Origin of the sequence: Actinomadura kijaniata NBRC 14229 (assembly GCF_001552175.1) — a bacterium.
Lineage (GTDB): Bacteria > Actinomycetota > Actinomycetes > Streptosporangiales > Streptosporangiaceae > Spirillospora > Spirillospora kijaniata.
The window spans coordinates 1-25,827 of record NZ_BCQR01000168.1; the positions used below are offsets into that span (position 1 = coordinate 1).

Genomic DNA, 25,827 nt, shown 5'->3' on the forward strand with positions numbered 1-25,827 from the left:
ACGCCGGGCCCGGACCACGGGCGCGGGGCGGTCGTGGGGCACGCGGCCCCCGCCGCGACGGAGGGGAACCGGAGCGGCCGGGACGCCAACGCCGCCGAGGACGCCGAAGGGGAGACCGACGGCGGCGGGCCGTCGCAGGCCGTCGCGGTCGACGCGAGCAGGACGAGTGCCGCCGCCCGCCTCGGTAGCTTCACCACGGCTCCCAGCCTCCGGGCCGGACCGGCGGGGCGGTTCCACCGTTATCCGATCGTGATCTCTGGTTGACGCGTTCCCCGCCCTGCCGGACATGTGGTGGTCGACAACAGGGAGGAACGGGGGATCCGCCGTGGACCGAAACGACCCCGGACAGGACGCCGATCTGCGGCGCCTGTCCGGCGCGGCCCGTGTCGCCGACCGCGACCTGGCCGCCGACCCCGAGCTGCGCGCGCTGCTCGACGACCTGCGCGACGGCGTCATGGCCACCGCACGGCCCCGCCGCCTCGCGTTCCGCCTCCCGATGCCGCGCCGCCTCGTGCCCGCCCTCGCCGCGGTGCTCACCATGGCGCTGATCCTGGGCGGCGGACTCGCGCTGCGGCAGCCCCGCACCGACCACGGCACGCCCGCCACCTCGTCCACCGCTCCGTCCACCGCGCCCGCGCCGCGCCCCAAGCCCACCGGGGGACGGAACTCGTTCGGCACCGGCCTGTACGGCGCGTCCCACGCCGGAAAGCTCGGTCCCCACGAGGCCGCCGACGCCAGCGAATGGCTCCTGCTCGGCCATCCCGAGACGCCCGGATACCTGGACTACATCCAGGGGAGCCTGGAACTGCCGCCCGGCGCGTCCTGGACCCCGCTGCGCCACCGCCTGTTGCTGCCCGGCAAGCGGATGCAGGCGTCGTTCCTGCATCTCAACTTCTTCCGGTACGCGGCGTGCCGGTGGGGCGACACCTGGTCGCGGGCCCGGAAGAACGGCGACACCGCCGCCGTCGACAGGGCCGAGAGGTTCTTCAGGGGCCACGCCACCCACCGCTTCAGCGGCCCCGACGGCAGGGGCGGCCGTTTCCAGGTCACGTACCCCATCATCCGCGAGCCGGTCGACCGGGACCGGATCCTCCAGTTCTACGTCCCGAACTGCGGTGAGGACTGGCGTCTGGTGGGGGCGGTCCGATGAGCCCCGACCTTCTCGCGCACCGGTTCGAGCACGCCTACCGCGCGCACAGCGCCGCCGTCCTCGGCTACCTGGTCCGGCGCACCGAGCCGCCGGAGGACGCCGCCGACCTGATGGCCGAGGTGTTCACCGTCGCGTGGCGGCGCGTGGCCGACATGCCGCCCGGCGACGAGGCGCGGCTGTGGCTGTACGGCGTCGCCCGCAACGTGCTGTCCAACCACCGCCGCAGCCGCATCCGCCGTCACCGGCTGGCCGACCGGCTGCGCGAGCACCTGTCGCGTTCGCCGCGCGTCCACCACGACGACGCCCGCCACGACGGGACCGACCACGTCCGCGCCGCGCTCGCCACGCTCCCCGAACGCGACCGCGAGGTCATCGCCCTCACCGCCTGGGAGGGCATGACCGCCGCCGAGATCGCCGTCGTCCTCGATCTCGACCCCGGAACGGTCCGGTCCCGCCTGTCGCGCGCCCGCGCCCGGCTGCGCGCCGCGCTGGCCGACCAGGACCGCATCCCCTGCTGACCCCGCCCGGCCGCCGCACGGGAACCGGAACCGGCCGTGCGGCCAGGCAACGGCGACCCCCATCGACCACGGAGCCCCGCGTGAACCCCAGACTCTCCCTCGCCGCCGCCCTCACGGCCCTGACCGCCCTGACCGGATGCTCCGGAGGGACCGGCGACGACGCCCGCGCCACCGCCGGGGGAGCGGGCGCGCCCGAGGTCACCGTCACCCCCCGCGACGGCTCCGGCGGAGTCCGCCCCGACAGCCCGGTCACGGTGACCGCGGGCGGTGGAACCCTCACTGACGTGCGGGTCCGCGCCTCCGGCGCCGCGGTGGCCGGGGCGTTCGCCGCCGACCGGGCGTCCTGGCGTTCCCGGGGCGGCCTGAGGCCCGGCGCGGCCTACGAGGTCACCGCGACCGCCACCGGCCGCGACGGCAAGACAGCGACGCTGACCAGCCGCTTCCGCACGCTCAAGCCCGCCGGAACGTTCCGGATCGCCGACGTCACCCCCGGCGCCCCGGGTGAGACGGTCGGCGTCGGCGCGCCGATCATCGTGACGTTCGACCGCGCCGTCACCGACCGGGCGGCCGTCGAACGCGCCCTGGAGGTGACGGCGGAGAAGCCCGTCGAGGGCGCGTGGCGCTGGACCGGCCCCACCCGGATCGTCTACCGCACCAGGAAGTACTGGCCCGCCCACCAGAAGGTCCGGTTCACCGCCCGGCTCACCGGCGTCGCCGCCGCCAGGGGCGTCTACGGCACCGCCGACGTGTCCCGCACGCTCACGATCGGCGCGCGGCAGATCAGCACCGTGGACACCCGCCGCCACGTGATGACCGTCCGCCGCGACGGCCGCGTGGTCAAGGAGCTGCGGATCAGCGCGGGCAGCGGCGGGAAGTTCGACCCGGCCAGGGGCGAGGACATCTACCTCACCGCCAGCGGGGTCCACCTGGTCATGGAGAGGAAGCGCACCGAGAAGATGACCTCCGAGTGGGAGGGCGTCGATCCCAAGAGCGGCAAGGGCTACGACGTGACGGTCAACTGGGCCGTCCGCATCAACGCCACCGGCGAGTACGTCCACCAGGCCACCCCCGAGGGCATGAGCACCCTCGGCCGGGGCAACCACAGCCACGGCTGCGTCCGCGCCTCCGCCGAGGGAGCCCGCTGGTTCTACGGCTTCGCCCGGCGCGGCGACGTCGTGGACGTCGTCGGCACCGCCCGCCGCCTCCCGTGGTCGAACGGCTGGTCCTACTGGCAGATGCCCTGGCGGGAATGGCGCAAGGGCAGCGCGCTGGGCCGGTGAGCCGGTCCGGCGGCGGGAACTTTCGTCCAAGACAGGGACGGCCGGAGTCGGCGACCGTGGAGGCATGCGCAGCCACGAGGCGGGGACCGTCCCCGCGGACCACGACGACGGCTGGGAGGTCGTCCGCCCGCCCGGCGGCACGCCCCTCGACGGCGTCCGGATGGCCGGGTTCCGCGACCGCGTCGCCGCCGGGCTGGACCTGCGGGTGCTTCCCCAGCCCGCCGTGACCGTCGTCCTCGGGTTCGGGGACGGCCCGGTCACGGTGGAGAACACCACCGGTCACCGGGCCATGAGGGGTCTGGTGGCCGCGCTGTCGCCCGGTCCGGCGCGCGTTCGCGGCGAACGCGTCGCATGCGTGGAGGCGCGCCTGTCGCCCCGGGCCGCCTACGCGCTGCTGGGCGTCCCCCCGCGCGAGCTGGACGGATCCATCACCGATCTGGAGAGCGTGTGGGGACGGCACGGGCGGCGCCTGCACGAGCGGCTGGCCGCCGCCGCGTCATGGCGGGAACGCTTCGCGCTGGCGGAGGGGTTCCTCGCGCGGCGGGCCGCGGCGGCACCGTCGATGTCCCCCGAGGTCGCCGCCGCCTGGGACACGATCGTGGCCCGCCGGGGCCGGGTGCGGATCGGGGACCTCGCCGCGTCCTGCGGATGGAGCCGCAAGAGGCTGTGGTCCAGGTTCGGCGCCCAGATCGGCCTCACGCCCAAACGCGCCGCCATGCTGGTCCGCTTCGACCACGCCGCCCGGGCGCTGCGCGCGGGCGGGAACCCCAGCGACGTGGCCCTGGCGTGCGGATACGTCGACCAGTCCCACCTCCACCGCGACGTTCGGGCCCTCGCCGGATGCACGCCGGGCTCCCTGGCGGCGGGCTGACCCGCGCCGGTTCACGCAGACGTTCGGCGCACGAGGTCACCACGCGAGTTCACCATGCGAGTTCACCATGCGAAGGAAGACATCCATGACGTATACCGACGCTCCGACGGCTCCGGATGCCCCGGCGGCGGACACGGCCGACCGCGACCTGGTCGCCCGGCTCGCGTTCGGGAGCATGGCCGCCCAGACCCTGCGCGCGGCGGTCCGGCTGAGGGTGGTCGAGCTGATCGGCGACACGCCGCGCGGCGCCGCCGAGGTGGCCGCGGACGCCGGAGCCCGGCCCCAGCCCATGACCCGGCTGCTGCGCGCCCTCGCCGGACTGGGCCTGCTGCGGGAGCACGCCCCCGGCACCTTCGCGGTGACCCCCGCGGGCGCGCTCCTCGACCCCGGCCACCCCGACTCGCTCGCGTCGTTCGTGCGGATGTTCACCGAGCCCGCGGTCGTGCGCGCCTGGGAGCACCTGGACGACGGCGTCCGCACCGGGCGGATCGTGTTCGACACCGTCTTCGGCACCGACTTCTTCAGCCACCTGGCCCAGGACCCCGAGCTGTCCGCCGAGTTCAACGCGGCGATGAGCCAGGCCACCGCCGAGACCGCCGCCGTGCTGCCGCACGCCTACGACTTCGGCCGGTTCCGCGCGGTCACCGACGTCGGCGGCGGCGACGGCACGCTCCTGGCCGCCGTGCTCACCGCGCACCCGGGCCTCACCGGCGTCGTCTTCGACACGGCCGAGGGCCTGGCCCGGACGCCGGAGACGCTGGAGCGGCACGGCCTGGCCGGGCGCTGCACCGTGCACGCCGGGGACTTCTTCCGTTCCGTCCCCGAGGGCTCGGACCTCTACCTGGTCAAGAGCGTCCTGCACGACTGGACGGACGACCAGGCGGTCACGATCCTGGGCCACTGCCGCCGGGCGCTGCCGCCCGGCGGGACCGTCCTGATCGTGGAGCCCGTGCTGCCGGACGTCGTCGACGCCGGGGCCGACGCCGCCGACGGCGGCATCACCTACCTGAGCGACCTCAACATGATGGTGAACATCGGCGGCAGGGAGCGCACCCGCGCCGACTTCGAGGACGTGTGTCACCGCGCGGGCCTGACGGTCACCTCGGTCACCCCGCTCACCGGCGCCGCACCGTTCTCCCTCATCGAGGCCGTTCCGCGGTGAGCATCCGGCGTTCCGGCGGGTCAGGCGGGAGCGGCTTCGATCAGGTGGAAGGCGTTCTGGGGTGGGAGGGGGGTGGCTTCGGTGAGGGTGAAGCCCGCGCGTTCGCACAGGGTGGCGAAGTCCGTGCGGGTGCGTTCCCGTCCGCCGACGTTCACCAGCATGTTCAGGTCGCTCAGGTACATGAGCCCGGGGGCCGACGGGTCCACCACGGGAGGCATCACCGGCTCGACGATCAGCAGCCGCCCCTCGTCGGGGATCACCTCCCGGCAGTGCCGCAGGATGGTGGCGGCGCGCTCCTCGTCCCAGTCGTGGATGACGCTCTTGAGCAGGTAGAGGTCCCCGCCCGGGGGAACGGCGGCGAAGAAGTCGCCGGTCTCCAGGGTGCAGCGTTCGGCGACGCCCCGGTCCCGCAGCGTCTTCCCGGCCTGGGCGAGCCCCTCGGGGCTGTCGAAGAGGACGCCGCGCAGCGACGGGTGCGCGTCCAGGATCGCGGCGAGCAGCGTGCCGTCGCCGCCGCCCACGTCCACGACCGTCCGGAACCGGCCGAAGTCGTAGTGTCCGGGCAGCGCGGCGGCGGTCAGGCGCGTGCCCTGGCTCATCGACGCGTTGAACCGGGCGGACAGCTCGGGGTCGTCCTTGAGGTGGGCGAAGAAGTCCTTGCCGAACACCTCGTCGAACGCGGTGCGCCCGGTGCGGACGCTGTGGTCCAGGTGCTCCCAGGCCCGGAGCATGGCGGGGTCGGTGAACATCCGGACGAAGGAGTCCACCGAGTCGGGACGGTCGGTCCGCAGCAGCGCGCCGGCGGGGGTGAGCGCGAAGACGCCCGGCTCCCTCTCGGTGAGCAGGTCCAGCGCGGCCATGGCCCGCAGGAGGCGCAGCGTCGCCTGCTCGTGGGCGTCGAGCTCGCGCGCGAGCGCGGCGGACGTCCGTTCCCCGTCGCCGATCAGGTCCGCCAGGCCGAGCCGGGCGGCGGCGGCCACGACCTGCGCGGCCATGGATCCGAAGACCAGCCCGACCATCGTGCCGCGCGCCCGCAGGGCCTCGTCGGCGTTCGGCTCCACCACGATCGCACCCCATCTCTCGCCGGATGCGGACGACTCTAGACGGATCCGGACATGGAGACAATGAAAATCGTTACCACAATTGGCCGACTCACTCCGGGGCCGCCCCGGCCGTCGCGGCGAGCAGCGCCAGGCGGATGCGGTTGGGGCAGCCGGTCTTGCGCATCAGGTTCGTCACGTGCGTCTTGACCGTCGTCACCCCCACGTGCAGCGCCTCGGCGATCTCCCGGTTGGACAGGCCCGCGCCGACCATCGCCAGCACGTCGCGCTCCCGCGACGTCAGCGGCGGCAGCGACGGCCCGCGCGGCTCCGGCGGCCGGTGCGCGTGCAGCGCCCGCGTGACCAGCCGCGACAGGATCTCCTGCGTGAACGGCGTCTCGTCGTTGGCCGCCCGCCGGATCGCGTCCAGGATGTCCGGCGGCGGCGCGTCCTTGGTCAGGAACCCCGCCGCCCCGGCCGCCAGCGCCGGGTACAGGTGGTCGTCGTCGTCGAACGTCGTCAGCGCGACGACCCGGGTGGCCGGATGGGACGCGGCGATGCGCCGGGTCGCGGTGATGCCGTCCACCCGGGGCATGCGCAGGTCCATCAGCACCACGTCGGGCCGGTGCTCGGCCACCAGGCGGGTCGCCTCGTGCCCGTCGGACGCCTCGCCCACCACCTCGACGTCGTCGGCCGAGTCGCACAGCATGCGCAGCCCCAGGCGGACCAGGTGCTGGTCGTCGGCCAGGACCAGCCGGATCACGCCGGTGCTCATGTCGGGGAGACCTTCCGGGAGCGGGCGGGCAGTTCGGCGAACAGGCGCCAGCCGTCGCCGGCCGGGCCCGACTCCAGCCGGCCGCCCAGCAGGGCGACGCGCTCGGACATGCCGGTCAGGCCGTGGCCCGGCGCGGCGGCGGGGGACGGGCCGCCGTCGTCGGTGATCTCCAGCCGGACGGTGTCGCCGTCCAGGCCCACCGACAGGCGCGCGGTGGCCCGGGGACCGGCGTGCCGGGCGACGTTGGCCAGGCCCTCCTGGGTCAGGCGCAGCACGGTCAGGCCCCGCGCCGCGTCCAGCGTGGCCAGCGCCGGGTCGATGGCCGCCTCGGTCGGGACGCCGGTCCGCCGGTTGTGGTCCACCGTGTCGCGCAGCGCCTCGGGCAGCCGCGCCGGATCCACGAACGCCGTGCCGTCCCCGCCCCCGGCCGGGTCCCGCAGCACCGCCACCAGCCGGCGCAGGTCCTCCAGCGCGGTCCGCCCGGACGCGTGCAGGTCGTCCAGCACCTCCAGGACGCGCGGGTCCTCGCTGCGGTCCAGCACGTGCCGCGCCACCCCCACGCGCAGCACCATCGAGGACACGTGGTGCGCGACCAGGTCGTGCAGCTCGCGGGCGATGGCGGCGCGCTCCCCGGCGCGGGCGGCGACCGCCTCCAGCCGGCGGCGGCGCTCCTCGGCGGCGGCGTGCGCGCGGGCCTGCCGGGCGTTCTCCCGGTACGAGCGGATCAGCGCGCCGAACAGCAGCGGCACCCCCGCCAGCACCGAGAGCCGGTAGAGCGTCGGCGCGAGGTCCCGCGCCGAGGGCAGCAGCGCGTGCACGACCAGCAGCACCCCCGTGAGGGCGCTCCCGGCCAGCACCTGGCGTCTCGGGGCGCGCAGCGCCAGCTCGAACAGCGCGATCGAGATCATCGCCTTGACCGTCATGGTCACGCTCAGCCCGGCGGTGTCGGCGGCGACCAGCAGCGCCGCCAGCACCGTCGCCGACACCGCCGGGACGGCGCCGCCCGCCAGGCACACCGGCACCGCGACCAGCAACAACATCCAGTCGCCGGTCTCCTGCGGCCGGTGCAGCAGGGCGAGGTCCCCGGCCGCCAGCACCAGCAGCAGGATCCACCGGGCGGGCGCCCGGGGGTCGTCGACGAGGCGTTCGAGGGGACGGGACAGCACGGTCCGATCGTAAGAGCGGGGCCGTGACGCGACTTCCTCCCACGGGAGGAGGCGGGGTCGTCCGGGTGGCCGCCGGAGGGGCCCGCGGGCGGAAGAGCCGCGTGCCCGCCCGCCGGGAGAGTCGGGGACGCAAGGAACCGGACCTTCGGGAGGACCGATGGACTGCGCACGGGAACGGGCGGTCCCGCTGCCGCTCAGCGGGTGCCTGGTGCGGCTGGGCACCGGATCGCGGCGGCGCGCCGTGCTGGAGATCTACGTGGAGCCCGGCGGGCTGTTCGACGTCGTGCTGGCCGACGTGCTCGGGGCCCGGCCGCTGCGCGCGGCGGTCCGCGGCGGCGGCACGCGCGACGGATGGTCGCTGGCGTGGGGCCACCTGCTCGGTCCCGCCGCCCCGGTGGTGACGTTCGGGCCGCGGCGGGCGGCGGCGCGCGCCCCGGTCGCGGTGGTCGCGGACGCGTTCTGGGTGGCCGAGGTCCCCGGACGCCACCGCCGCGTCCAGGTGACCTGCGCGGACGCGTCCGACACCGGCCGGCTGCACCGGATCCGCAGGTCGCCCGCCCCGGCGGGACCGGTCGCATGAGGGAGGACGGCGTGTTCGGACGTCTCGGCCGGATGATGGTGCGGCGACGGCGGTGGGTCGTGGCCGGGACCCTCGCGTTCCTGGTGTTCGCGGGGGTGTGGGGGCGGGGGTGTTCGGGCCGCTGACCGGCGGGTCCGGGTTCGACGACCCGGGGAGCGAGTCGGTGCGTGCCGACCGGATCCTCGACGGGCCGCTCGGCCGGTACGGCAACGACGTCGTCACCATCCTCGCCCTCGCCCTGGCCATCGACTACGCGCTGCTGGTGGTGGGGCGCTTCCGGGACGAGCTGACGCTCGCCCCGGACGTCGAGACCGCCGCGGCGGCGCTGGCGTGCACGCTGGTGTTCCCCTCGCGGTTCATGCACTCGATGGGCTGGGCGGGCGTCACGGTCGCGCTGACGGCGGTCGCGGGGTCGCTGACGCTGCTGCCCGCGCTGCTGGGGTTCGCCGGGCACCGCGTCAACAGCCTGCGCGTGCCGCCCGGCCGAGGCCGCGCCGCCGGGGACGGCCGCCACTGGTACCGGCTGGCGCACGCGGTCATGCGCCGCCCGCTCGCCGTCACGCTCGGCGTCGTGGCGCTGCTGCTGGCGCTCGGCGCGCCGTTCGCGACCGCCAACTGGGCGCGCCCCGGCGACTGGTGCAGCCGGCCGACGGGGAGGCGCGGCCGAGCATGATCGAGGAACGGGCGGGAACACCGTGAAGCATGCGCGCACTGATGCTCAACTGCACGTTGAAGAAGTCGCCCGAGCCGTCCAACACCGAGAAGCTGGCCGACGTCGTGGCCCAGGCGTTGCGGGAACGCGACGTCGAGGTGACCGCGCGGCGGCTGGTCGACCTGAACATCCCGCCGGGCGTGGAGACCGACCTCGGCGACGGCGACCAGTGGCCGGAGATCCACCGGCTGCTGCTCGACTCGCAGATCCTGGTGGTGGCGACCCCCACCTGGGTGGGCCACCCGTCCTCCATCGCCCAGCGGATGCTGGAGCGGATGGACGCCATGCTCAGCGAGACCGACGACGCGGGACGCCCGGTCGCGTTCAACCGGGTCGCCGGGGTCGTGGTGACCGGCAACGAGGACGGCGCGCACCACGTCATCTCCGAGATCGCCGGGGGCCTCGGCGACATCGGCTACACCATCCCCGGCCAGGCGTGGACGTACTGGAACCGGGGCCCCGGGCCGGGACCGAGCTTCAGCGAGACCGACGAGGGCCATGAGTGGTCGGTCAAGACCGGGCGCGCGATGGCGGCGAACCTGCACGCGGTGGCCGGTGCCCTGGCCGCCGTTCCGATGGGGCCGCCGCCGTCGTGACCCGCGCTACCCCGCGGCCAGCGGCTCGGGCAGCGGCTCGGCGTGCAGCACGTGCAGCGCGCTCACCGCCCGCGTCAGCACCACGTACAGCCGGTGCAGGCCCCGCGGCTCGGCCGCCACGATCCGGGACGGCTCCACCGCCACCACCGCGTCGAACTCCAGGCCCTTGGCGAGCGTCGCCGGAACGCACACCAGCCGCGACGCCTCCATCGCCGTCTCGTCCTCGCCCAGCAGCGACGGGGCCAGCCCCTCGTCGGCCAGCCTCCGGTGGATCCCGGGAAGGTCGGCGTCGGCCGCGATGACCCCCACCGACCCCTCGGTCTTCGCCTGCTCGCGGCAGACCTCCACCACCGCGCCGAGCAGGTCGTCCACCCGCGTGACGCGCAGCGCCCCGGGCGCCCGGCGGGCCGAGGCCGGGGCGCCGAGGTCCGGGGCGATGCGCGGGAGCAGCCGCGCCGCGTAGTCGATGATCTGGGCCGGGACGCGGAACCCCCGGTCCAGCACCTCCAGCCGCGCGTCCGGCCGCCCCAGGTGCTCCAGCAGCGCGGGCCAGTCCCGCACCGCCCACGGGCTGGTCGCCTGCGCGATGTCGCCCAGCACCGTGAACGACCCGTGCGGGCACCGCCGCGCGATCGCCCGGCACTGCATCGGGCTGAGGTCCTGGGCCTCGTCCACCACGATGTGGTCGCGGACCTCGGGACGTTCGACCAGGTCGGCCAGCTCGTCCAGCAGCGCCGCGTCCGCCTCCGACCACTTCGCCGAACGCCACGACCGCGCGGGACCCTCCCACAGCAGCAGCGCCCGCTCCTCCTCCGTGAGGTCCCTCCTCGCGGCCTTCGCCAGGAACTCGGCGTCGCTCAGCAACCGGAACAGCACCTGCTCCGGCGTCACCTTCGGCCACACGGAGTCGATGAGCCGCCTGACCGGCCGCGACCGCGCCACCGCGGCCTGCGTGCGGTCGTCGGGCGACTCGCCGCGCCGCTCCATCTGGACCAGCACCGCGTGCGCGAGACGCTGCGCGACCATCGCGCGTCCGGCGTTGTACCGCGTGGTCCCCCGCAACGAGGCGACGATCTCGCTGACCTCGTGATCGGCGACCCGATGCCGGTAGGTCCCCTTCGTGTAGACGAGCCCCTCGGTGGGCCGCGTCACATGAGCCCACAAGGCCCTGTGCAGCACCCTGGCCATCCGCCCGTCGCCCTTGATCCGCGCGACGGGCCCCGGGTCCGTCCCCGTCACCGGACGGCCGATCATGTCGGCGACGGTGGTCTGCACGACGTTGACCTCGCCGAGCGTCGGCAGGACGTGCCGGATGTAGGACAGGAACGACCGGTTGGGCCCCACGACCGCGACGCCGTGCCGCCCCAGCGCCTCCCGCGCCGTGTAGAGCAGGTACGCGACCCGGTGCAGCCCGACGGCGGTCTTCCCGGTGCCCGGCGCGCCCTGCACGCACAGCGTCGTGCCGAGCGGGGCGCGCACCAGCTCGTCCTGCTCGGGCTGGATGGTGGCGACGATGTCGCGCATGGGCCCCGACCGCGGCCGCTCGATCTCGGCCGCGAGCAGCGCCTCGCCCGCGTCCTCGACGGCACGGCCCCCGGTCAGCGGCTCGTCCTCGTAGGCGGTCAGCTCGGCCGACTCGGAGAACCCGTACCGCCGCCGCAGCCGCACCCCCTGCGGATCGGCGCGCGAGGCCCGGTAGAACGCGGTGGACACGGGCGCCCGCCAGTCGATGACCAGCGGGGTCCCCACACCGTCGTGGACGTGCCGCCGCCCGACGTAGAAGCGTTCGCCGCCGTGCTCGGCGTCGAAGTCCAGACGGCCGAAGAACAGCGGGATGTTCGGCAGGTCCACCAGCGCGTCGGCACGCAGCCGCCGGTGGTAGTCGAACATGACGCGTTCGTAGATGTTGTCGTTGTCCTCGGCGGCGGTCACCTGGGTCTCGGTGGTGACGACGTCCTCGTGCATACGGCGGAGGGCGTCCCGGGCGGCGTCGAGATAGGCGCGTTCGGCCGTTATCTCGGGATCGGGGGCGTGGTCGGGCACAGGCGTGGCCATGGGCGAGCCTCGGCTTTCGGAAACGATTGCGCAGGACATGACGGGGCGGACGCGGTCCCGCCCCGGAAAGACGTCCGGTTCGTTTCGACCCTGAGCGCGAATGCAGAGCACCGCCCCAAGCGGCCAAGCAATATACCCGGCGGGTCAGGCCGGGGCAAAGTCATTATGGTGTGCCGGAGCCGGGCCCCTGACCTGCGCGTTCACCGTTTCGAGCGACGTGTTGGACGCGAATCGACGCCCATCGCGCGCCGTTTGCCGTCGTATGGGGTCTTTGGCGTTGGAAAAGCGACGTTAAGAACGCCCGAGTCCCTGGCCGAATTCAGGAACGCGAGCGCGCCGCGTACGCCTGGATGTCTCCCCGCCGGTAGAAGCGTCGTACCCGGCCCCCGCCCAGTGGCTCCACCTTCACCGGCTCCGGCCAGCCCGCGGGGGGCCGCTTCGGGTAGACCGTCACGCTCGTCTGCGCCAACCCCAGGATCCGGGCGGCCTCCGCCAGCGTCACCAGATCTTCCGGGTCGCCCTCGTCGGGCTTCGGCTCGGGCAGGGTCGCGTACCAGGTCCGCCACTCCTCCGCGTCCCAGTACAGGGCCTTGCCCGACTGGTGGGCGGGGGCCGGGTGGCCGTTGGCCTCCCGGTCCGCCCACAGCTGCTTCAGTCGGTGCTTGGTCAGGTTGAAGCGGGTCGCCAGCTCCTCTCGTGACAGCAGGCCCGGCGGCACCTTCGGCGCGGAGCGCCGGGCCGCGTACCAGGCGGCCCACTCCTCCGCGTCCCAGGCGTGCTGACCCCCGACCGTCCCCACCGGCTCCGGGTGGCCGTTGGCCTCGCGTTCCCGGAACCACTTCTCCAGCGTGCTCCGGCCCAGCCCGTAGGCGGCCATCAGGTCGGTGCGGGTCATCACGCGGCGGCCGTCGAGGGTCGTCATGGGCACCAGTCTCGCCGATCGGGGGGCGCGCCGCCCCGGGACGGCGCGGCCCCCGTGATCACCAGAGTCTGGTCGGGATCTCCGGCAGCGGCTTCCAGCCCGGACGGACCGCGCCGACGTAACGGGACTGGTACCAGCCCTTCAGCCGGTCGATGGACACGTTGCGGCCCGTGCGCGGCGCGTGGACGAAGCGCTGGTCGCCCAGGTACATCCCCACGTGCCCCAGGCTGTTGAAGAAGACCAGGTCGCCGGGGCGCAGCTCCTCGCGGGCGATCTTCGGTTCCGTGCGGCGGTACTGGTCGTGGCTGACGCGCGGCAGCCGCACCCCCGCCTTGCGCCACGCCGCCTGGACGAGGCCCGAGCAGTCGTAGCCGCTCTCACCCGTGCCTCCCCACACGTAGGGGCGGCCCAGCTGCCTGAGCGCGTGCTGGATGGCGCGTTGCGCCTTGCGGTCCCACTGGGCGATCATCTGCGCCCGCTGCTTGCGGATGGTGCGCTGCAACGCGGCCAGCATCCTGGCGTGCCGCTCGCCTCGTGAGTTCCTGTTGCGGAGTGAGCTCTTGTTGCGCAGCGCGACGCGCGAGGTGTGGACGCGTTGCTGCGGTCCCGCGAGGGCTCCCGGACGGTGGAGCTGGGATCCCTCCATGGTCTCGGCCAGGCTCCGTGCCTCGGCGATCCCCGGGGTCGTCAGTGCCAGCGCGCCGCCCGCGATCAGGGTGGTCGCGCCGCACGCGGCGGCTCTTAAGGGGTTGGACATGCCTGTCGTACCTCCTTACAAGATCATCCGCGAGATGATCTACCCGGGCGCGCCGGACCACACGCGGAAATTCTGCGTAAACCCAGCGAGCGGTGGTACGTATGTGGTCGGATGCCGGGAGTGTGTGCCAACGCGGGACGCGCGGCGGTACTAGGGTGGTTCCTGCTCATAGGAGTCGACCTGGGCGACCGTGTGGCGGAACGCGACGGTTGGTCGCCGGATCGGGTGAACTTCCCCCGGGTTCGGGACGTCACACAAACACAGGACCGGTCTGCGTCGATTCGTGTCGCGCGTTGCCCGATCAACTCATCTCGACGAGAGGGACGGTTTCTCGCATGGAGGTTGGGGCGCTGCGTCCCGGTGATCCGGAACGACTCGGCTCCTATGCCGTCGTCGGCCGCCTCGGGGAGGGCGGCCAGGGCGCGGTCTTCCTCGGCACGGACGAGGACGGGCGGCGTGTCGCGATCAAACTGCTGCACGCCGAGCTCACCTCCGACGACAAGGCCCGCGCGCGGTTCCTGCGCGAGCTGGAGGTCGCCAAGCGGGTCGCGCCGTTCTGCACCGCCCAGGTGATCGACGCGGAACTGGACGGCGAGCGGCCGTTCATCGCCAGCGAGTACGTCGCCGGACCGTCGCTGAACCAGCACGTCCAGCAGGAGGGGCCGCTGAGCGGCGCGGCGCTGGAACGGCTCGCCGTCGGCACCGCCACGGCGCTGGCCGCCATCCACCAGGGCGACATCATCCACCGCGACTTCAAGCCGCACAACGTGCTGCTCGGCCCGGACGGGCCCCGCGTGATCGACTTCGGGGTGGCCCGGGCGGTCAGCGGCTCCACCACGCTGACCAGCAAGGTCATCGGAACGCCGTCGTACATGGCGCCCGAGCAGATCCGCGGCGAGAAGGCCGGGCCGCCCGCCGACGTGTTCTGCTGGGCGGCGACGCTGACGTTCGCCGCGACGGGCGAGCCGCCGTTCGGGCAGGACTCCATCCCCGCGGTGATCAACCGGATCCTGCACGAGGAGCCGAAGCTCGGCGGGCTGACCGGCCCGCTGCGCGACCTGGTCGTCGACTGCCTGGACAAGGACGCGGACCGGCGGCCCTCCGCCCGCGAGGTGCTGATGCGGCTGCTCGGGCTCCAGGAGCAGAGCGCCCCGACCCGCGTGGTGGCGGCGCTGCCGGAGGACGAGCCCGACGACGCCACCGCGATCCTGGTGGTGGGCAGCGCGGCCGCCGCCGAGCGGATCGACGAGGACGACCGGCCGCCGGTCCGGGCCTCCGCGACCGTCTCCGACGAGGAGGACGCGCGCCCCGGGCCCCGCGCCGCCGTCGCCGCCCCCGCCGAGGGCCCCGGCGACACCGAGACCACGCAGGCCGTCCAGGGGATCCCCGGCGAGCCCGACCGGCTGCCCACCCCCGCCGAGTGGGCCGCCCAGAACACCATCACCCCCGAGACCCTGGACCAGCAGCGGCGCGACGGCCGCAACCCCCTGGTCGCCTCCGGCCGCCGGGGCGTGGCCCTGGCGGGCGCGGCGGCGGCGCTGATCGTCGCGGTGGTCGTGTCGGCGGCGATGGCGTTCAGCGGCTCGGACAAGCCGACCCAGCGCGTCAGCGACCCCCGGCAGCAGCAGACCACGCAGACCCCGGTGGAGCAGCCGCGCAGCCAGCGCCCCGCCCAGGTCCCGCAGCAGCAGAAGCCCTCGACCACGTCGTCGACGACGCCCTCGTTCACGCCGACGCCGACGAACCCGGGACCGACCCAGCCGACCCCGACCGACCCGGGGCCGACCCAGCCGACCGGCAAGCCCACGGACCCGACGCCGACGGACAAGCCGACCGACAAGCCCACCGACAAGCCCACCGAGCCGACCGGCAAGCCGACCGAGCCGGACGTCGAGCCCAAGCCCGGCAGCGACGGCGCCCGCGAGCAGGACGCCTGACCTCCGGTCAAGAGTGGCCGATTCTGGCGAGTCGTGGGGGGAAAGGTGGCAGGGTGAGCCCCGTCCGTCGAGGTCGGGGCCGCAGGGGCGCGGAGTGAGGCTGGCCATGGTCTCCCCCCGGCCACCAGGTCGGATTTGCGGCGATTCATGGCTACGCTGACGCAGTGAGCGGCGCCACAACGAGGTGGCGGATGGCTTTAGGGGAGTATTTTGATGGGCGGCAAGCTCGATCAGGCCAAGGACGACCGGCTCCGGCGCGCGGCGGAGACGTGCGCGCAACGGCCGGGAGCGCGCGGGCTGGACCTGGAGGAGGCTGTCGAGTACCTCCGGCTCTACTACCGGCACGTCGCGCCGGAGGACCTGCTGACACGGGACCCGTCCGACATCTGCGGCCCCGCGATGGCGCACCGGCTGCTGGGTGAGGAACGCCCCCAGGGCCGCGCCAAGGTGCGGGTGTTCACCCCGACCCTGGAGGAGTACGGCTGGGACCCCGGGCACACCGTCGTGCAGGTGGTCACCGACGACATGCCCTTCCTGGTCGACTCGGTGACGATGGAGCTGAACCGGCACCAGCTCTCCATCCACCTGATCGTCCACCCGCTGCTGGGCGTGGACCGCGACGTGGCGGGCAAGCTCCGCGCCTTCCGCGGCAAGCTCGACAGCGCCACCGACACCGACGAGTCGTGGATCCACATCGAGGTGGACCGCACCAGCGACCGGGAGAAGCTCGCGGCGCTGGAGAAGGACCTGCTGCGCGTCCTGAACGACGTGCGCGTCGCCGTCGAGGACGAGCCCAAGATGCGGGCCCGCGCCGGTGAGATCGCCATGGAGATCGGCGAGAACCCGCCGCCGATCCAGGAGAAGGAGCTCGCCGAGGGCGTCGAGCTGCTGGACTGGCTGGCCGACGGGCACTTCACGTTCCTGGGGTACCGGGACTACACGCTGACCGAGGACGGCACGGCGCTGCGCCCCGTCCCCGGCACCGGTCTGGGCATCCTGCGCACCGACAAGTCCGAGTCCGGCAGCTTCGCCGCGCTGCCGCCGGAGGTCCGCGAGAAGGCCACCGAGAAGCACCTGCTGGTGCTGACCAAGGCCAACTCCCGGTCCACCGTGCACCGGCCGCACTACCTGGACTACATCGGCGTCAAGAAGTTCGACGACACCGGCGAGGTCGTCGGCGAGCGCCGGTTCCTGGGCCTGTTCACGCACGTCGCCTACAGCGAGTCGATCGCCCACATCCCGGTGCTCAAGCGCAAGCTGGACGAGGTGCTGGAGCAGGCCGGGTTCGCCGCCGACTCCTACGACGGCCAGGACATGGTCGAGATCCTGGAGACCTACCCCCGCGACGAGCTGTTCCAGCTCTCGGTGGACGACCTGCTGCCGATCGCGCTCGGCGTGCTGCGGCTGCGCGAGCGCCGCCAGCTCAAGCTGTTCCTGCGCAAGGACCCCTACGGCCGGTTCATGTCGTGCATGGTGTACCTGCCGCGCGACCGCTACACCACCAAGATCCGGCTGCGGATCCAGGAGATCCTGCGCGGGGCGTTCCACGGCGTCAGCGTCGACTACAGCGCCAACGTCACCGAGTCCGTCCTCGCCCGCCTGCACGTGGTGGTGCGCGGCGAGCGCGGCCGCCCGCTGCCCGACGTGGACGTGGACGAGCTGGAGGAGCGGCTGGCGGCCGCGACCCGCTCGTGGGCCGACGACCTCACCGACGCGATCACCGAGCAGTGCGGCGAGGAGCGCGCCGGGGAGCTGTCGCGGCGCTACGGCGACGCGTTCCCCGAGGGCTACAAGGCCGACTTCCCGGCCCGCACCGCCGTGTCCGACCTGCGCCGCCTGGACGGCCTGTCGGAGGAGCAGCACACCTCGATCAACCTGTACGAGCCGTACGGGGCCGAGCCCGGCGAGCGCCGCCTGAAGATCTACAAGCTGGGCGAGCCGATCTCGCTGTCCACGGTGCTGCCGCTGCTGCAGAACATGGGCGTCGAGGTCGTCGACGAGCGCCCCTACGAGATCCGGGCCACCGACCGGCCGCGCGCGTGGATCTACGACCTGGGCCTGCGCTACAACCCGCCCGCCGACGTCCCGGAGGAGGCCGTCAAGGAGCTCTTCCAGGAGGCGTTCGCGGCGCTGTGGCGCGGCGAGATCGAGAACGACGGCTTCAACGCCCTGGTCCTGCACGTCGGCCTGAACTGGCGGCAGGCGATGGTGCTGCGCGCCTACGCGCTGTACCTGCGGCAGACCGGCACCTCGTTCTCCAAGCGGTACATCGAGCAGGTGCTGCTGCGCAACGCGCAGATCACGCGGCTGCTGGTGCGGCTGTGGGAGTCGCGGATGGACCCGTCGCTGGCCGGCGGCGAGTCCGAGCGGTCGGCGGGCATCACCGAGGAGATCACCGGCAAGCTCGACGAGGTCGCCTCGCTGGACGAGGACCGCATCCTGCGCGCCTACCTGGCGATGATCCAGGCGACCCTGCGCACCAACCACTACCAGCGCAAGGCCTACCTGTCGCTGAAGTTCGACCCCGAGCGCATCCCGGACCTGCCGCTGCCCCGCCCCAAGTTCGAGATCTTCGTGTACTCGCCGCGGGTGGAGGGCGTGCACCTGCGGTTCGGGTCGGTGGCGCGCGGCGGCCTGCGCTGGTCGGACCGGCGCGAGGACTTCCGCACCGAGATCCTCGGCCTGGTCAAGGCGCAGGCGGTCAAGAACACCGTGATCGTCCCGGCCGGGGCCAAGGGCGGGTTCGTCGGCAAGCAGCTGCCCGACCCGGCCGCCGACCGCGAGGCGTTCATGAACGCCGGGATCGCCTGCTACAAGGAGTTCATCTCCGGCCTGCTCGACATCACCGACAACCTGGTGGACGGCAAGGTCGTGCCGCCGTCGGACGTGGTCCGCCACGACGGCGACGACACCTACCTGGTCGTCGCCGCCGACAAGGGCACCGCGACGTTCTCCGACATCGCCAACGAGGTCGCCCGCTCCTACGGGTTCTGGCTCGGCGACGCGTTCGCCTCCGGCGGCTCGGTCGGCTACGACCACAAGGCGATGGGCATCACCGCGCGCGGCGCGTGGGAGTCGGTGAAGTACCACTTCCGGTCCCTCGGCAAGGACATCCAGAACGAGGACTTCACCGTCGTCGGCATCGGCGACATGTCCGGCGACGTGTTCGGCAACGGCATGCTGCTGTCGGAGCACATCCGCCTGGTCGCCGCCTGGGACCACCGGCACATCTTCGTCGACCCCGACCCGGACGCGGCGACGTCGTTCCGGGAGCGCCGGCGGCTGTTCGAGCTGCCGCGCTCCTCGTGGGCCGACTACGACGAGAAGCTGATCTCCAAGGGCGGCGGCGTGTTCCCGCGCACCGCCAAGTCGATCAAGCTGACGCCGGAGATGCGGCGCGCCCTCGGGATCGAGGGCGACGTGCTGGCGATGACGCCGTTCGAGCTGATCAACGCGGCCCTCAGGGCCCCGGTGGACCTGCTGTGGAACGGCGGCATCGGCACCTACGTCAAGGCCTCGATCGAGAACAACGCCGACGTCGGCGACAAGGCCAACGACGCGGTCCGCGTGAACGGCGGCGAGCTGCGCTGCAAGGTGATCGGCGAGGGCGGCAACCTGGGCGTCACCCAGCTCGGCCGGATCGAGTTCGCCCGCGGCGGCGGCCTGGTCAACACCGACTTCATCGACAACTCCGCCGGGGTGGACACCTCCGACCACGAGGTCAACATCAAGATCCTCCTGGACCAGGCGGTGCGCGACGGCGAGCTGACCGGCAAGCAGCGCGACCACCTGCTGTACGAGATGACCGACGAGGTCGCCCAGCTCGTTCTGCGCGACAACTACGCGCAGAACGTCGTGCTGGCCGCCGCCCGCGCCCAGGCGCCCTCGATGCTGCACGTCCACGCCCGCCTGATGCGCAAGATGGAACGCGACGGCGGGCTGAAGCGGCGGCTGGAGTTCCTGCCCGACGACAAGGCGCTGGCCGAACGCCGTCAGGGCGGGCTGGGCCTCACCGGGCCGGAGTTCTCGGTGCTGCTGGCCTACGCCAAGCTCACCCTGGACAAGGACCTGGTCGGGTCCCGGCTGCCCGACGACCGGTACCTGGAGTCGTGGCTGGTCGGCTACTTCCCGACCCCGCTGCGCGAGCGGTTCCGCTCCTACATGGACCGGCACCCGCTGCGCCGCGAGATCATCACCACCGCCGTGGTGAACGACATGGTCAACAACTCCGGGATCACGTTCGCGTTCCGGATGAACGAGGAGACCGGCGCGTCCGCCTCCGACATCGCGCAGGCGTACCTGGTGACCCGCGAGGTGTTCGACATGCCGCGGTTCTGGCGGCAGGTGGAGGGCCTGTCCCACCAGGTCTCGGAGGCCACGCAGGTCTCGATGCTGCTGGAGGCCCGCAAGCTCACCGAGCGCGGCGCGCGGTGGCTGCTGCACAACCGGCGGCCCCCGTTCGACATCCGGGAGACCATCGAGTTCTTCGCCGAGGGCGCCCTCACGCTCGCGCCGCAGCTGCCCAAGCTGCTGGCGGGGCTGGACCTGGCGGCGTTCGAGCAGCGCCGCGACGGGTTCGCCGAGCGGGGCGTGCCCGACGAGCTGGCCGAGCAGTGCGCGATGCTGGTCGCGGCGTACTCGACGTTCGACCTGGTCAGCATCGCCCACGACACCGGGCGCCCGGTGGACGAGGTCGCCGAGGTCTACTTCGACCTGGGCGACCGGCTCCAGTTGGCCCGGCTGCGCGAGCGCATCATCGGCCTGCCGCGCGACGACCGCTGGCGCTCCATGGCCCGCTCGGCGCTGCGCGACGACCTGTACGCCGCGCACGCCGCGCTCACCCGCGACGTGCTGATCACCAGCCTGCCGGGTGCCAAGCCGGAGGAGCGGCTGCTGCGCTGGGCGGAGAAGAACCACACGGCGGTGTCCCGCTTCCAGCAGACGCTGAGCGAGATCTGGGAGAGCGACAGCTTCGACCTGGCGACCCTGTCGGTGGCGCTGGGCGCGATCCGCACCCTGGTGACGGCCAGCGCGCTGCCGTCCACGGAGGCGTAGCCCCCGGCGCCACGCGGCGTCCGTCCCCCCGGACGGGCGCCGCGTCGCCGTCCCGGGGGACGGAACCCGGCCCGGCGGGGCGGCGTCGTAGGAGGTGCCCCCGTGACGCCTGCGACAGAAGAGAACGATGCATCCCTCCCTCCCCGACGTGGCGGCGCTGGCCGCCGACGGCCCGCGCCCGGTCAGGACCGCGCTGACCAGGGCCGCCAAGCCACTGCCCGCCGCCGAGCTGGCGCCGTTCTTCGAGGACGCCTGCCGGGCGCTGCTGGCGGCGGGGGAGGACGACCTCGCGCAGTGGGCGTTCGGGCAGGCCCGCAAGGCCGACGGCGACCACCCGGGGACCGCCGACCCGGACCGCGTCCACGGCGTCTTCCTCGAACTGGTGCCCGCCGGGGGCGTCGCCCCGGCCGCGCTGCGGGGGTACGCGGCGTTCCTGGGGGAGAGGCACGCGGCCGACGAGGCGTACGAGCGGTTCCTCGCGGTGCTGGACGCCGCGTTCGCGGCGGGGGTGATCCCGTACGCGCGGCTGTTCCCCGACGTGCGGAAGCTCGCCAAGGCCGCGAAGGTGGGGAGGAAGGCCGCCGAGAGGGACCTGGCCGAACGGATGCTGCGCGCCGGGGTCGTCCCGGTCGCCTCCCACCAGGTGTGGGCGGGCCTGCGTGAACCCCTGGCGGCGCTGGGCGAGCGCGACGGGACGCTGCTGGACCTGCTGGTCGCCGCCGAGCCCGACCGGGCGTTCCACGAGGACGAGAGCGGCCCCCAGATCGCCGAGGAGATCCGCCAGTCGTGGCTGGCGACCCTCGCCGAGGCGGGGGCGGGGGCGCGGCTGGGCGGCGAGTGGTTCGCCACGGTGGGACGGCGGTGCGCGGCCGGGACGCTGGTCGCGCTCGTCGACCAGGCGGGGGAACGGCTCCGGCCGCCCGCCCCGTCCGGCGTGCCCGACCCCGGCTCCGACCCGGCGGTGCCGTGCCACGCCGCCCATGAACGGAAGCCGCGCTCGTCGTTCGACGCGTGGACGCCGTCGGTGACGCTGCTGGCCGAGACCGACGACGAGTTCGCCGCCGAGCTCACCGCGGGCCGCCTGAGCGGCCTGGCCGAGACGCTGGAGCGGCTCGGCCACCCCGAGCACGCCGAGCGGGTCGGCCGCGTGGCCGCCCGCCTCCGCGAGAACGACCTGCCCGACCCGGTGGACCTGCTGGTGACGGCGCTGCGCACCGGCATCCCCGCCGAACTCGGCGTGGCGTGCGCGGACGACTCCCCGTACGCCTCGAAGGGCAGGCGGGTCGTGTACCAGCACGGCGACCATCTGAGCATCGGCGTCGGAGGCTGGAAGGGCAGCCTGACCGCCCAGGACACCGGTGGCGGCGTGGTGGTGAACGAGACGCTGCGACGGCTGCCCGAGGGCCTGGACCCCTGGTTCGACGGAACGCACGTCCTGGTCTCGCGGGTCGTCGGCGGGCGCTGGCAGACGTTCGTCGTGGAGGGCACGGTCCCGACCTCCGACACCGACGGCGACGCCTCCGCGCTCACCTACCGGCCCGAACGCGCCGCCGCCCGCCCGCAGGCCCCCGCCGAGGGCGAGGTGACGTTCCCCGGGGCGTCCGGTCCCAGCCGGGTCGTGCTGCGCCGGGGCGTGATCACCGTGACCGGGCCGGACGGGACGGCGGGCGCGCGCCTGGCGTTCTCCCCGCACCAGAGCTCCCAGGACGGCCTGGTCCCGCCGCCCGGCTGGTGGGCGCGCCGCGCGCCCGTCGACCCCGAGGGCTCGGCGGCGTTGCGCGCGGTCGGGCGGGAGACCGCCGAGGCGCTGGTCGCGGCGGCGCTGCGCGGCCCGGAGACGGCGGTGGCCGCCGTGTCGCGCCTGCTGCCCGAGATCACCGAGCCCAGGCTCGCCAGGGGCGTCGCCGCCCTCGCCCGGACGGCGGCCGACTGCCTGCCGCGGATGGACCGGCTGCGGGAGCTGATGGGCTGCGGTCCCGCCCCGGTGCCCGCGCCGCCCTCGCCGCTGCACCCGCTGCTCGCACCGCCCCCCGGGTGGCCGGGCGGCCGCGGGCTGGGCGTGCTGGTGCCGCTGCGGATGATGGCCGCCGACCTCGCGGCCGCGGTCGCGGAGGTGCCGGACCCGCCGGAGGCGTTCCTGCTGCGCAGGGTCGAGCTGGCCCCGGGACAGTACATGCTGGGCCAGATCTTCGGGCGGCTCGCCGGGTACGTCTACCCGGCCGTGTTCACCGGCCGCGCCGGCACGCTCGCCGGGATGCGTTCCTGGACCGCCTCGGACTGGGGCGACGGCAGCGGCCGCTGGCGGGCCCTGGAACTCCACTCCCCGGTACGGCGGCGGCGCGACTACGTGGGCGAGCTGTGGCGCACCCCGACCGGGGCGCTGCTGATGCTGTACATGCACGACGACCGCCGGACCATCGCCGTGGAGCACGCCCCGGACGGCCGCTTCTGCGGGTTCGTCCCGCCGGGCTGGGAGATGCCCGGCGAGCCGATCCCGCAGAGCCGGATCACCCCGGAGCGCCTCGCCGCGCTGGAGGAGCTGCTCGCCGCGCGCGGCCCGGTCGCCGCCGACCTCGCCTGGGCCCATGACCTGGCCGAACGCACCGGCATGGGACTGCCGTCCGCCGCCCGGCTGCTGTTCGGCGACCGCGAGGGACGGCTGTCCGCCGAGAGCGCCCCGCCGGGGGTCGCGGAGCTGCTCGCCGCCCCCGAGGGCACCGGCCACGGCCTGACCTACCCGCAGGTGGACCTGTTCCGCGAACGCCTGCTGCCCGACGACCCGGCGGACCTGTGGGAGACCGGCCCCGACGTCGGGGCGGCGGCCGCCTGGTGGAGGGCGTTCACCGGCGGGTGAGGCGCGGTCAGCGGACGGCGGCGAGGGAGACCGACTCGCCCAGCACGTTGGCGCGGCCCGACACCGGCGCGTAGCCGATCGCCAGCCACTGCCAGGTCGCCCGGACGCCGCCCGTCCGGCCGGTCCGGGTCAGGTGGTCGCGCAGCTCGGCACGGGGCGTCCCGCCGCCGGCCTGCTCCTGCGTCAGCCCGTACCAGACCAGCGAGCCGCCGTCCTTGGTCTGCAGCGCGTACGACGGGCCCGGACCGGGCGCGAACCGGTCCCGCCGCGCCCGCGCGCCGGACGAGAACGCGTCCGGCGTCAGCGGCGCGGTGTCGTCGCCGCCCAGGTAGGCCGCGTGGGCGGCGGCGACGCCCCGGTCCGGCGCGGGCACCGCGTACCCCTCCGAGTCGTAGGCCAGCTCCGGCGGGCGCCCCTTGAACGGCAGCCAGTGCGCGGCCCGCCACCGGTCCTTCGCGCCCGCCCTGGCGAACACCGCCAGCACCTGCCGTCCGCCGTCCAGCGCGGCCACCGCGAACCAGCGCGGCCAGCCCTTCTGCCGGGGCACGTAGAACACCGGGTTGCGCGGCTCGACCCGCGCCGACCCCGGCAGCCTGCCGTAGGCGCGCACGCGCGCCTCGACCGGCGCGGCCAGCGGGCCCGTCACGGCCTCCCGCCACACCTTCGCGTCACCGGAGCCGACGGCCTCGTTGTACCGCCTGGTCCAGTCGGCCAGGACGCGGGCCGACTCCTCGGCGGTCACGGCGGGCTCACCGGCGACGTTCCCGTCCGTTCCGGCGTCCTCGTCCCCGCCGGAACAGCCCGCGGCGAGGACGAGGACCCCGACCGTCACCCCGGCCAGAACCCGGCGCATTTCCTCACCTCGGCGGATGCTCGTCGACGACTGCCGCGTCAGTGTAGGGGCAGCCGCCGCTTGACGCCCACCATGGATAACCGTTATCTATATGGCTATCCGTTAGGGAGGGGGAGCGGGATGCAGGACGTCGTGCTGGCACTGCTGGCCAAGGAACCCTCCCACGGGTACGAGCTGCGCGCCCGGCTCCAGACCGCGCTGGGCCCGCTCGGCGACGAGCTGAACGCCGGGCAGGTCTACGTCACGCTGCGGCGCCTGGAGAAGGCCGGGCTGGTGGACGTGCGGGTCGTCGGCCAGTCCGACCGGCCCGACCGCAAGGTCTACGACCTGACGCCCGCCGGGCGCGACCGCGCCGCCGCGTGGCTGACCGACCTGTCCTGGGAGCGGACGGCCCCCACCGAGTTCCATCTGAAGCTGACGGCCGCCGCCGCGTCCGGCATGGCCGACCCGGTGGCCCTGGTGGACGCCCAGCGCCGCGCGCTTCTGCGCCGCCTGGCCGAGGTGCGGCGCGCCGCGTTCGACCAGCCGCCCGGCTCGGCCGCGGCCCTGCTGCTGGAGGGCGCGTCCCTGCGCCTGGAGGCCGACCTGCGCTGGCTGGAGTCGTGCGCGGCCCACTGGAACAACCGAACCGACGAGGAGTGACAGCGGGTGGAACACGTTCTGCGGGCCGAGGGCCTGCGCAGGCACTTCGGATCCGGGCCGTCGCTGGTCCGCGCCGTGGACGACGTCGACCTGGCCGTCGCGCCGGGGGAGACCGTCGGGATCATCGGGCCGTCCGGCTGCGGCAAGTCCACGCTGCTGCACCTGCTGGGCGGCCTCGACCGGCCCGACGGCGGACGCGTCCTGCTGCACGGGCGGCGGCTGGACGGCCTGTCGGAGACCGCCGCCGCGCGCGTGCGGCGCACCGCGATCGGGTTCGTGTTCCAGGCGTTCCACCTGGTGGACGAGCTGACCGCCCGCGAGAACGTCGAACTGCCCGCGCTGCTGGCCGGGGCGTCGCCGCGGGAGGCCCGCCGCCGCGCCGAGCACCTGCTGGGCCGCGTCGGGCTCGCCGACCGCGCCGGGCACCTGCCCGGCATGCTCTCCGGCGGCCAGCGGCAGCGCGTCGCGGTCGCCCGCGCCCTGGTCAACGACCCGCCGCTGCTGCTGGCCGACGAACCCACCGGCAACCTCGACAGCGCCGCCGCCACCGAGGTGCTGCGGCTGCTCGCCGAACTGCGCCGCGAGGGCCGCGCCCTGGTCGTGGTCACCCACGACCCGCGCATCGCCGGCGCCGCCGACCGGGTCGTCACCATGCGGGACGGCGCGCTCGTCGACGAGACGGTCCTGGTGTGACCATGGGCCCGCTGCTGCTCGTCGCCCGCCTCGCCGCCGCCGACCTGCGCCGCCGCCGCGGCCAGGCGGCGCTGCTGGTCCTCGCCATCGCGGCGACCTCCGCCACCCTCACCCTCGGCCTGCTGGTGCGCGGCATGGCCGACGCCCCCTGGGAACGCACCCGCGCCGCCACCGCCGGCCCCGACGCGGTCGCCACCGCCACCGACCCG

The 25,827-nt window shown here is 74.3% G+C and carries 20 protein-coding genes and 2 pseudogenes; 15 read left to right on the plus strand and 7 right to left on the minus strand.

Features of this window, described 5'->3' with window-relative positions:
• The 6 genes and pseudogenes from AKI01S_RS52085 to AKI01S_RS38915 all read left to right on the plus strand — a co-directional run.
• Positions 1-264, plus strand: a pseudogene (locus tag AKI01S_RS52085) (hypothetical protein); the annotation flags it as partial.
• Between the two features lie 61 nt (positions 265-325).
• Positions 326-1,150, plus strand: a complete 825-nt coding sequence (locus tag AKI01S_RS38895) for a hypothetical protein (RefSeq protein WP_067829972.1) — start codon at positions 326-328, stop codon at positions 1,148-1,150.
• Complete coding sequence (locus AKI01S_RS38900) at positions 1,147-1,668, plus strand: RNA polymerase sigma factor (RefSeq protein ID WP_067829975.1); 522 nt, start codon at positions 1,147-1,149, stop codon at positions 1,666-1,668. Before AKI01S_RS38895 ends, AKI01S_RS38900 begins: the two co-directional genes overlap by 4 nt.
• 80 nt (positions 1,669-1,748) lie before the next feature.
• On the plus strand, positions 1,749-2,948 hold the full coding sequence (locus AKI01S_RS38905) for a L,D-transpeptidase (protein WP_067829978.1): 1,200 nt from the start codon (positions 1,749-1,751) through the stop codon (positions 2,946-2,948).
• 64 nt (positions 2,949-3,012) lie between these two features.
• Positions 3,013-3,819, plus strand: a complete 807-nt coding sequence (locus tag AKI01S_RS38910) for a helix-turn-helix domain-containing protein (protein ID WP_067829981.1) — start codon at positions 3,013-3,015, stop codon at positions 3,817-3,819.
• 85 nt (positions 3,820-3,904) lie between these two features.
• The gene (locus AKI01S_RS38915; protein ID WP_067829984.1) at positions 3,905-4,981 is read left to right on the plus strand and encodes a methyltransferase; all 1,077 of its coding nucleotides are present in this window, start codon (positions 3,905-3,907) and stop codon (positions 4,979-4,981) included.
• Between the two features lie 20 nt (positions 4,982-5,001).
• On the opposite strand, the gene AKI01S_RS38920 is transcribed toward AKI01S_RS38915, so the two are convergent.
• The 3 genes from AKI01S_RS38920 to AKI01S_RS38930 form a co-directional block, all read right to left on the minus strand.
• A complete protein-coding gene (locus AKI01S_RS38920; RefSeq protein WP_245681954.1) occupies positions 5,002-6,045 on the minus strand; it encodes a methyltransferase in 1,044 nt (347 codons plus the stop codon).
• Between the two features lie 88 nt (positions 6,046-6,133).
• The gene (locus tag AKI01S_RS38925; protein WP_245681955.1) at positions 6,134-6,796 is read right to left on the minus strand and encodes a response regulator transcription factor; all 663 of its coding nucleotides are present in this window, start codon (positions 6,794-6,796) and stop codon (positions 6,134-6,136) included.
• Complete coding sequence (locus AKI01S_RS38930; RefSeq protein ID WP_218009990.1) at positions 6,793-7,962, minus strand: sensor histidine kinase; 1,170 nt, start codon at positions 7,960-7,962, stop codon at positions 6,793-6,795. Before AKI01S_RS38930 ends, AKI01S_RS38925 begins: the two co-directional genes overlap by 4 nt.
• 157 nt (positions 7,963-8,119) lie before the next feature.
• Between AKI01S_RS38930 and AKI01S_RS38935 the strand changes: the two genes are divergently transcribed.
• The 3 genes from AKI01S_RS38935 (at position 8,120) to AKI01S_RS38945 (ending at position 9,850) form a co-directional block, all read left to right on the plus strand.
• Positions 8,120-8,542: a hypothetical protein gene (locus AKI01S_RS38935; RefSeq protein ID WP_067829990.1), complete on the plus strand. Its 423-nt coding sequence runs from the start codon at positions 8,120-8,122 to the stop codon at positions 8,540-8,542.
• A gap of 109 nt (positions 8,543-8,651) precedes the next feature.
• The gene (locus tag AKI01S_RS38940; RefSeq protein ID WP_218009991.1) at positions 8,652-9,215 is read left to right on the plus strand and encodes an MMPL family transporter; all 564 of its coding nucleotides are present in this window, start codon (positions 8,652-8,654) and stop codon (positions 9,213-9,215) included.
• 29 nt (positions 9,216-9,244) lie between these two features.
• The gene (locus AKI01S_RS38945) at positions 9,245-9,850 is read left to right on the plus strand and encodes a flavodoxin family protein (RefSeq protein WP_067829997.1); all 606 of its coding nucleotides are present in this window, start codon (positions 9,245-9,247) and stop codon (positions 9,848-9,850) included.
• Positions 9,851-9,856: 6 nt separating this feature from the next.
• Here AKI01S_RS38945 and AKI01S_RS38950 read toward each other — a convergent pair whose 3' ends face one another.
• From AKI01S_RS38950 to AKI01S_RS38960, 3 genes are all read right to left on the minus strand, one after another.
• Positions 9,857-11,905, minus strand: coding sequence for a HelD family protein (locus tag AKI01S_RS38950; protein ID WP_067830001.1), 2,049 nt, complete (start codon positions 11,903-11,905; stop codon positions 9,857-9,859).
• Between the two features lie 319 nt (positions 11,906-12,224).
• A complete protein-coding gene (locus AKI01S_RS38955; RefSeq protein WP_067830005.1) occupies positions 12,225-12,827 on the minus strand; it encodes a hypothetical protein in 603 nt (200 codons plus the stop codon).
• Positions 12,828-12,885: 58 nt separating this feature from the next.
• The gene (locus AKI01S_RS38960; protein WP_067830008.1) at positions 12,886-13,584 is read right to left on the minus strand and encodes a C40 family peptidase; all 699 of its coding nucleotides are present in this window, start codon (positions 13,582-13,584) and stop codon (positions 12,886-12,888) included.
• Between the two features lie 335 nt (positions 13,585-13,919).
• Between AKI01S_RS38960 and AKI01S_RS38965 the strand changes: the two genes are divergently transcribed.
• From AKI01S_RS38965 to AKI01S_RS38975, 3 genes are all read left to right on the plus strand, one after another.
• Positions 13,920-15,521: a serine/threonine protein kinase gene (locus AKI01S_RS38965; protein ID WP_067830012.1), complete on the plus strand. Its 1,602-nt coding sequence runs from the start codon at positions 13,920-13,922 to the stop codon at positions 15,519-15,521.
• A gap of 213 nt (positions 15,522-15,734) precedes the next feature.
• A complete protein-coding gene (locus AKI01S_RS38970; RefSeq protein ID WP_067830016.1) occupies positions 15,735-20,576 on the plus strand; it encodes an NAD-glutamate dehydrogenase in 4,842 nt (1,613 codons plus the stop codon).
• Positions 20,577-20,703: 127 nt separating this feature from the next.
• Entirely contained in the window at positions 20,704-23,430 is a 2,727-nt protein-coding gene (locus AKI01S_RS38975) for a hypothetical protein (RefSeq protein ID WP_067830019.1), read from the plus strand.
• A 7-nt stretch (positions 23,431-23,437) separates the two neighbouring features.
• Here AKI01S_RS38975 and AKI01S_RS38980 read toward each other — a convergent pair whose 3' ends face one another.
• The gene (locus tag AKI01S_RS38980) at positions 23,438-24,283 is read right to left on the minus strand and encodes a DUF8094 domain-containing protein (RefSeq protein WP_067830022.1); all 846 of its coding nucleotides are present in this window, start codon (positions 24,281-24,283) and stop codon (positions 23,438-23,440) included.
• Between the two features lie 120 nt (positions 24,284-24,403).
• Between AKI01S_RS38980 and AKI01S_RS38985 the strand changes: the two genes are divergently transcribed.
• From AKI01S_RS38985 to AKI01S_RS38995, 3 genes and pseudogenes are all read left to right on the plus strand, one after another.
• Positions 24,404-24,925: a PadR family transcriptional regulator gene (locus AKI01S_RS38985; protein ID WP_067830024.1), complete on the plus strand. Its 522-nt coding sequence runs from the start codon at positions 24,404-24,406 to the stop codon at positions 24,923-24,925.
• 6 nt (positions 24,926-24,931) lie between these two features.
• Positions 24,932-25,618 carry an ABC transporter ATP-binding protein gene (locus tag AKI01S_RS38990; RefSeq protein ID WP_067830027.1) on the plus strand — a complete coding sequence of 229 codons (687 nt, stop codon included), beginning with the start codon at positions 24,932-24,934 and terminating at the stop codon, positions 25,616-25,618.
• A gap of 2 nt (positions 25,619-25,620) precedes the next feature.
• Positions 25,621-25,827 (plus strand): annotated as a pseudogene (locus AKI01S_RS38995) (FtsX-like permease family protein); the annotation flags it as partial.

Bases quoted from the DNA above. Each gene is read 5' to 3' on its own strand.
- AKI01S_RS38950 (WP_067830001.1), bottom strand. From the start codon at position 11,905: ATGGCCACGCCTGTGCCCGACCACGCCCCCGATCCCGAGATAACGGCC.
- AKI01S_RS38945 (WP_067829997.1), top strand. From the start codon at position 9,245: ATGCGCGCACTGATGCTCAACTGCACGTTGAAGAAGTCGCCCGAGCCG.
- AKI01S_RS38935 (WP_067829990.1), top strand. From the start codon at position 8,120: ATGGACTGCGCACGGGAACGGGCGGTCCCGCTGCCGCTCAGCGGGTGC.
- AKI01S_RS38985 (WP_067830024.1), top strand. From the start codon at position 24,404: ATGCAGGACGTCGTGCTGGCACTGCTGGCCAAGGAACCCTCCCACGGG.
- AKI01S_RS38925 (WP_245681955.1), bottom strand. From the start codon at position 6,796: ATGAGCACCGGCGTGATCCGGCTGGTCCTGGCCGACGACCAGCACCTG.
- AKI01S_RS38980 (WP_067830022.1), bottom strand. From the start codon at position 24,283: ATGCGCCGGGTTCTGGCCGGGGTGACGGTCGGGGTCCTCGTCCTCGCC.
- AKI01S_RS38955 (WP_067830005.1), bottom strand. From the start codon at position 12,827: ATGACGACCCTCGACGGCCGCCGCGTGATGACCCGCACCGACCTGATG.
- AKI01S_RS38900 (WP_067829975.1), top strand. From the start codon at position 1,147: ATGAGCCCCGACCTTCTCGCGCACCGGTTCGAGCACGCCTACCGCGCG.
- AKI01S_RS38910 (WP_067829981.1), top strand. From the start codon at position 3,013: ATGCGCAGCCACGAGGCGGGGACCGTCCCCGCGGACCACGACGACGGC.
- AKI01S_RS38975 (WP_067830019.1), top strand. From the start codon at position 20,704: ATGCATCCCTCCCTCCCCGACGTGGCGGCGCTGGCCGCCGACGGCCCG.
- AKI01S_RS38965 (WP_067830012.1), top strand. From the start codon at position 13,920: ATGGAGGTTGGGGCGCTGCGTCCCGGTGATCCGGAACGACTCGGCTCC.
- AKI01S_RS38915 (WP_067829984.1), top strand. From the start codon at position 3,905: ATGACGTATACCGACGCTCCGACGGCTCCGGATGCCCCGGCGGCGGAC.
- AKI01S_RS38960 (WP_067830008.1), bottom strand. From the start codon at position 13,584: ATGTCCAACCCCTTAAGAGCCGCCGCGTGCGGCGCGACCACCCTGATC.
- AKI01S_RS38970 (WP_067830016.1), top strand. From the start codon at position 15,735: ATGGGCGGCAAGCTCGATCAGGCCAAGGACGACCGGCTCCGGCGCGCG.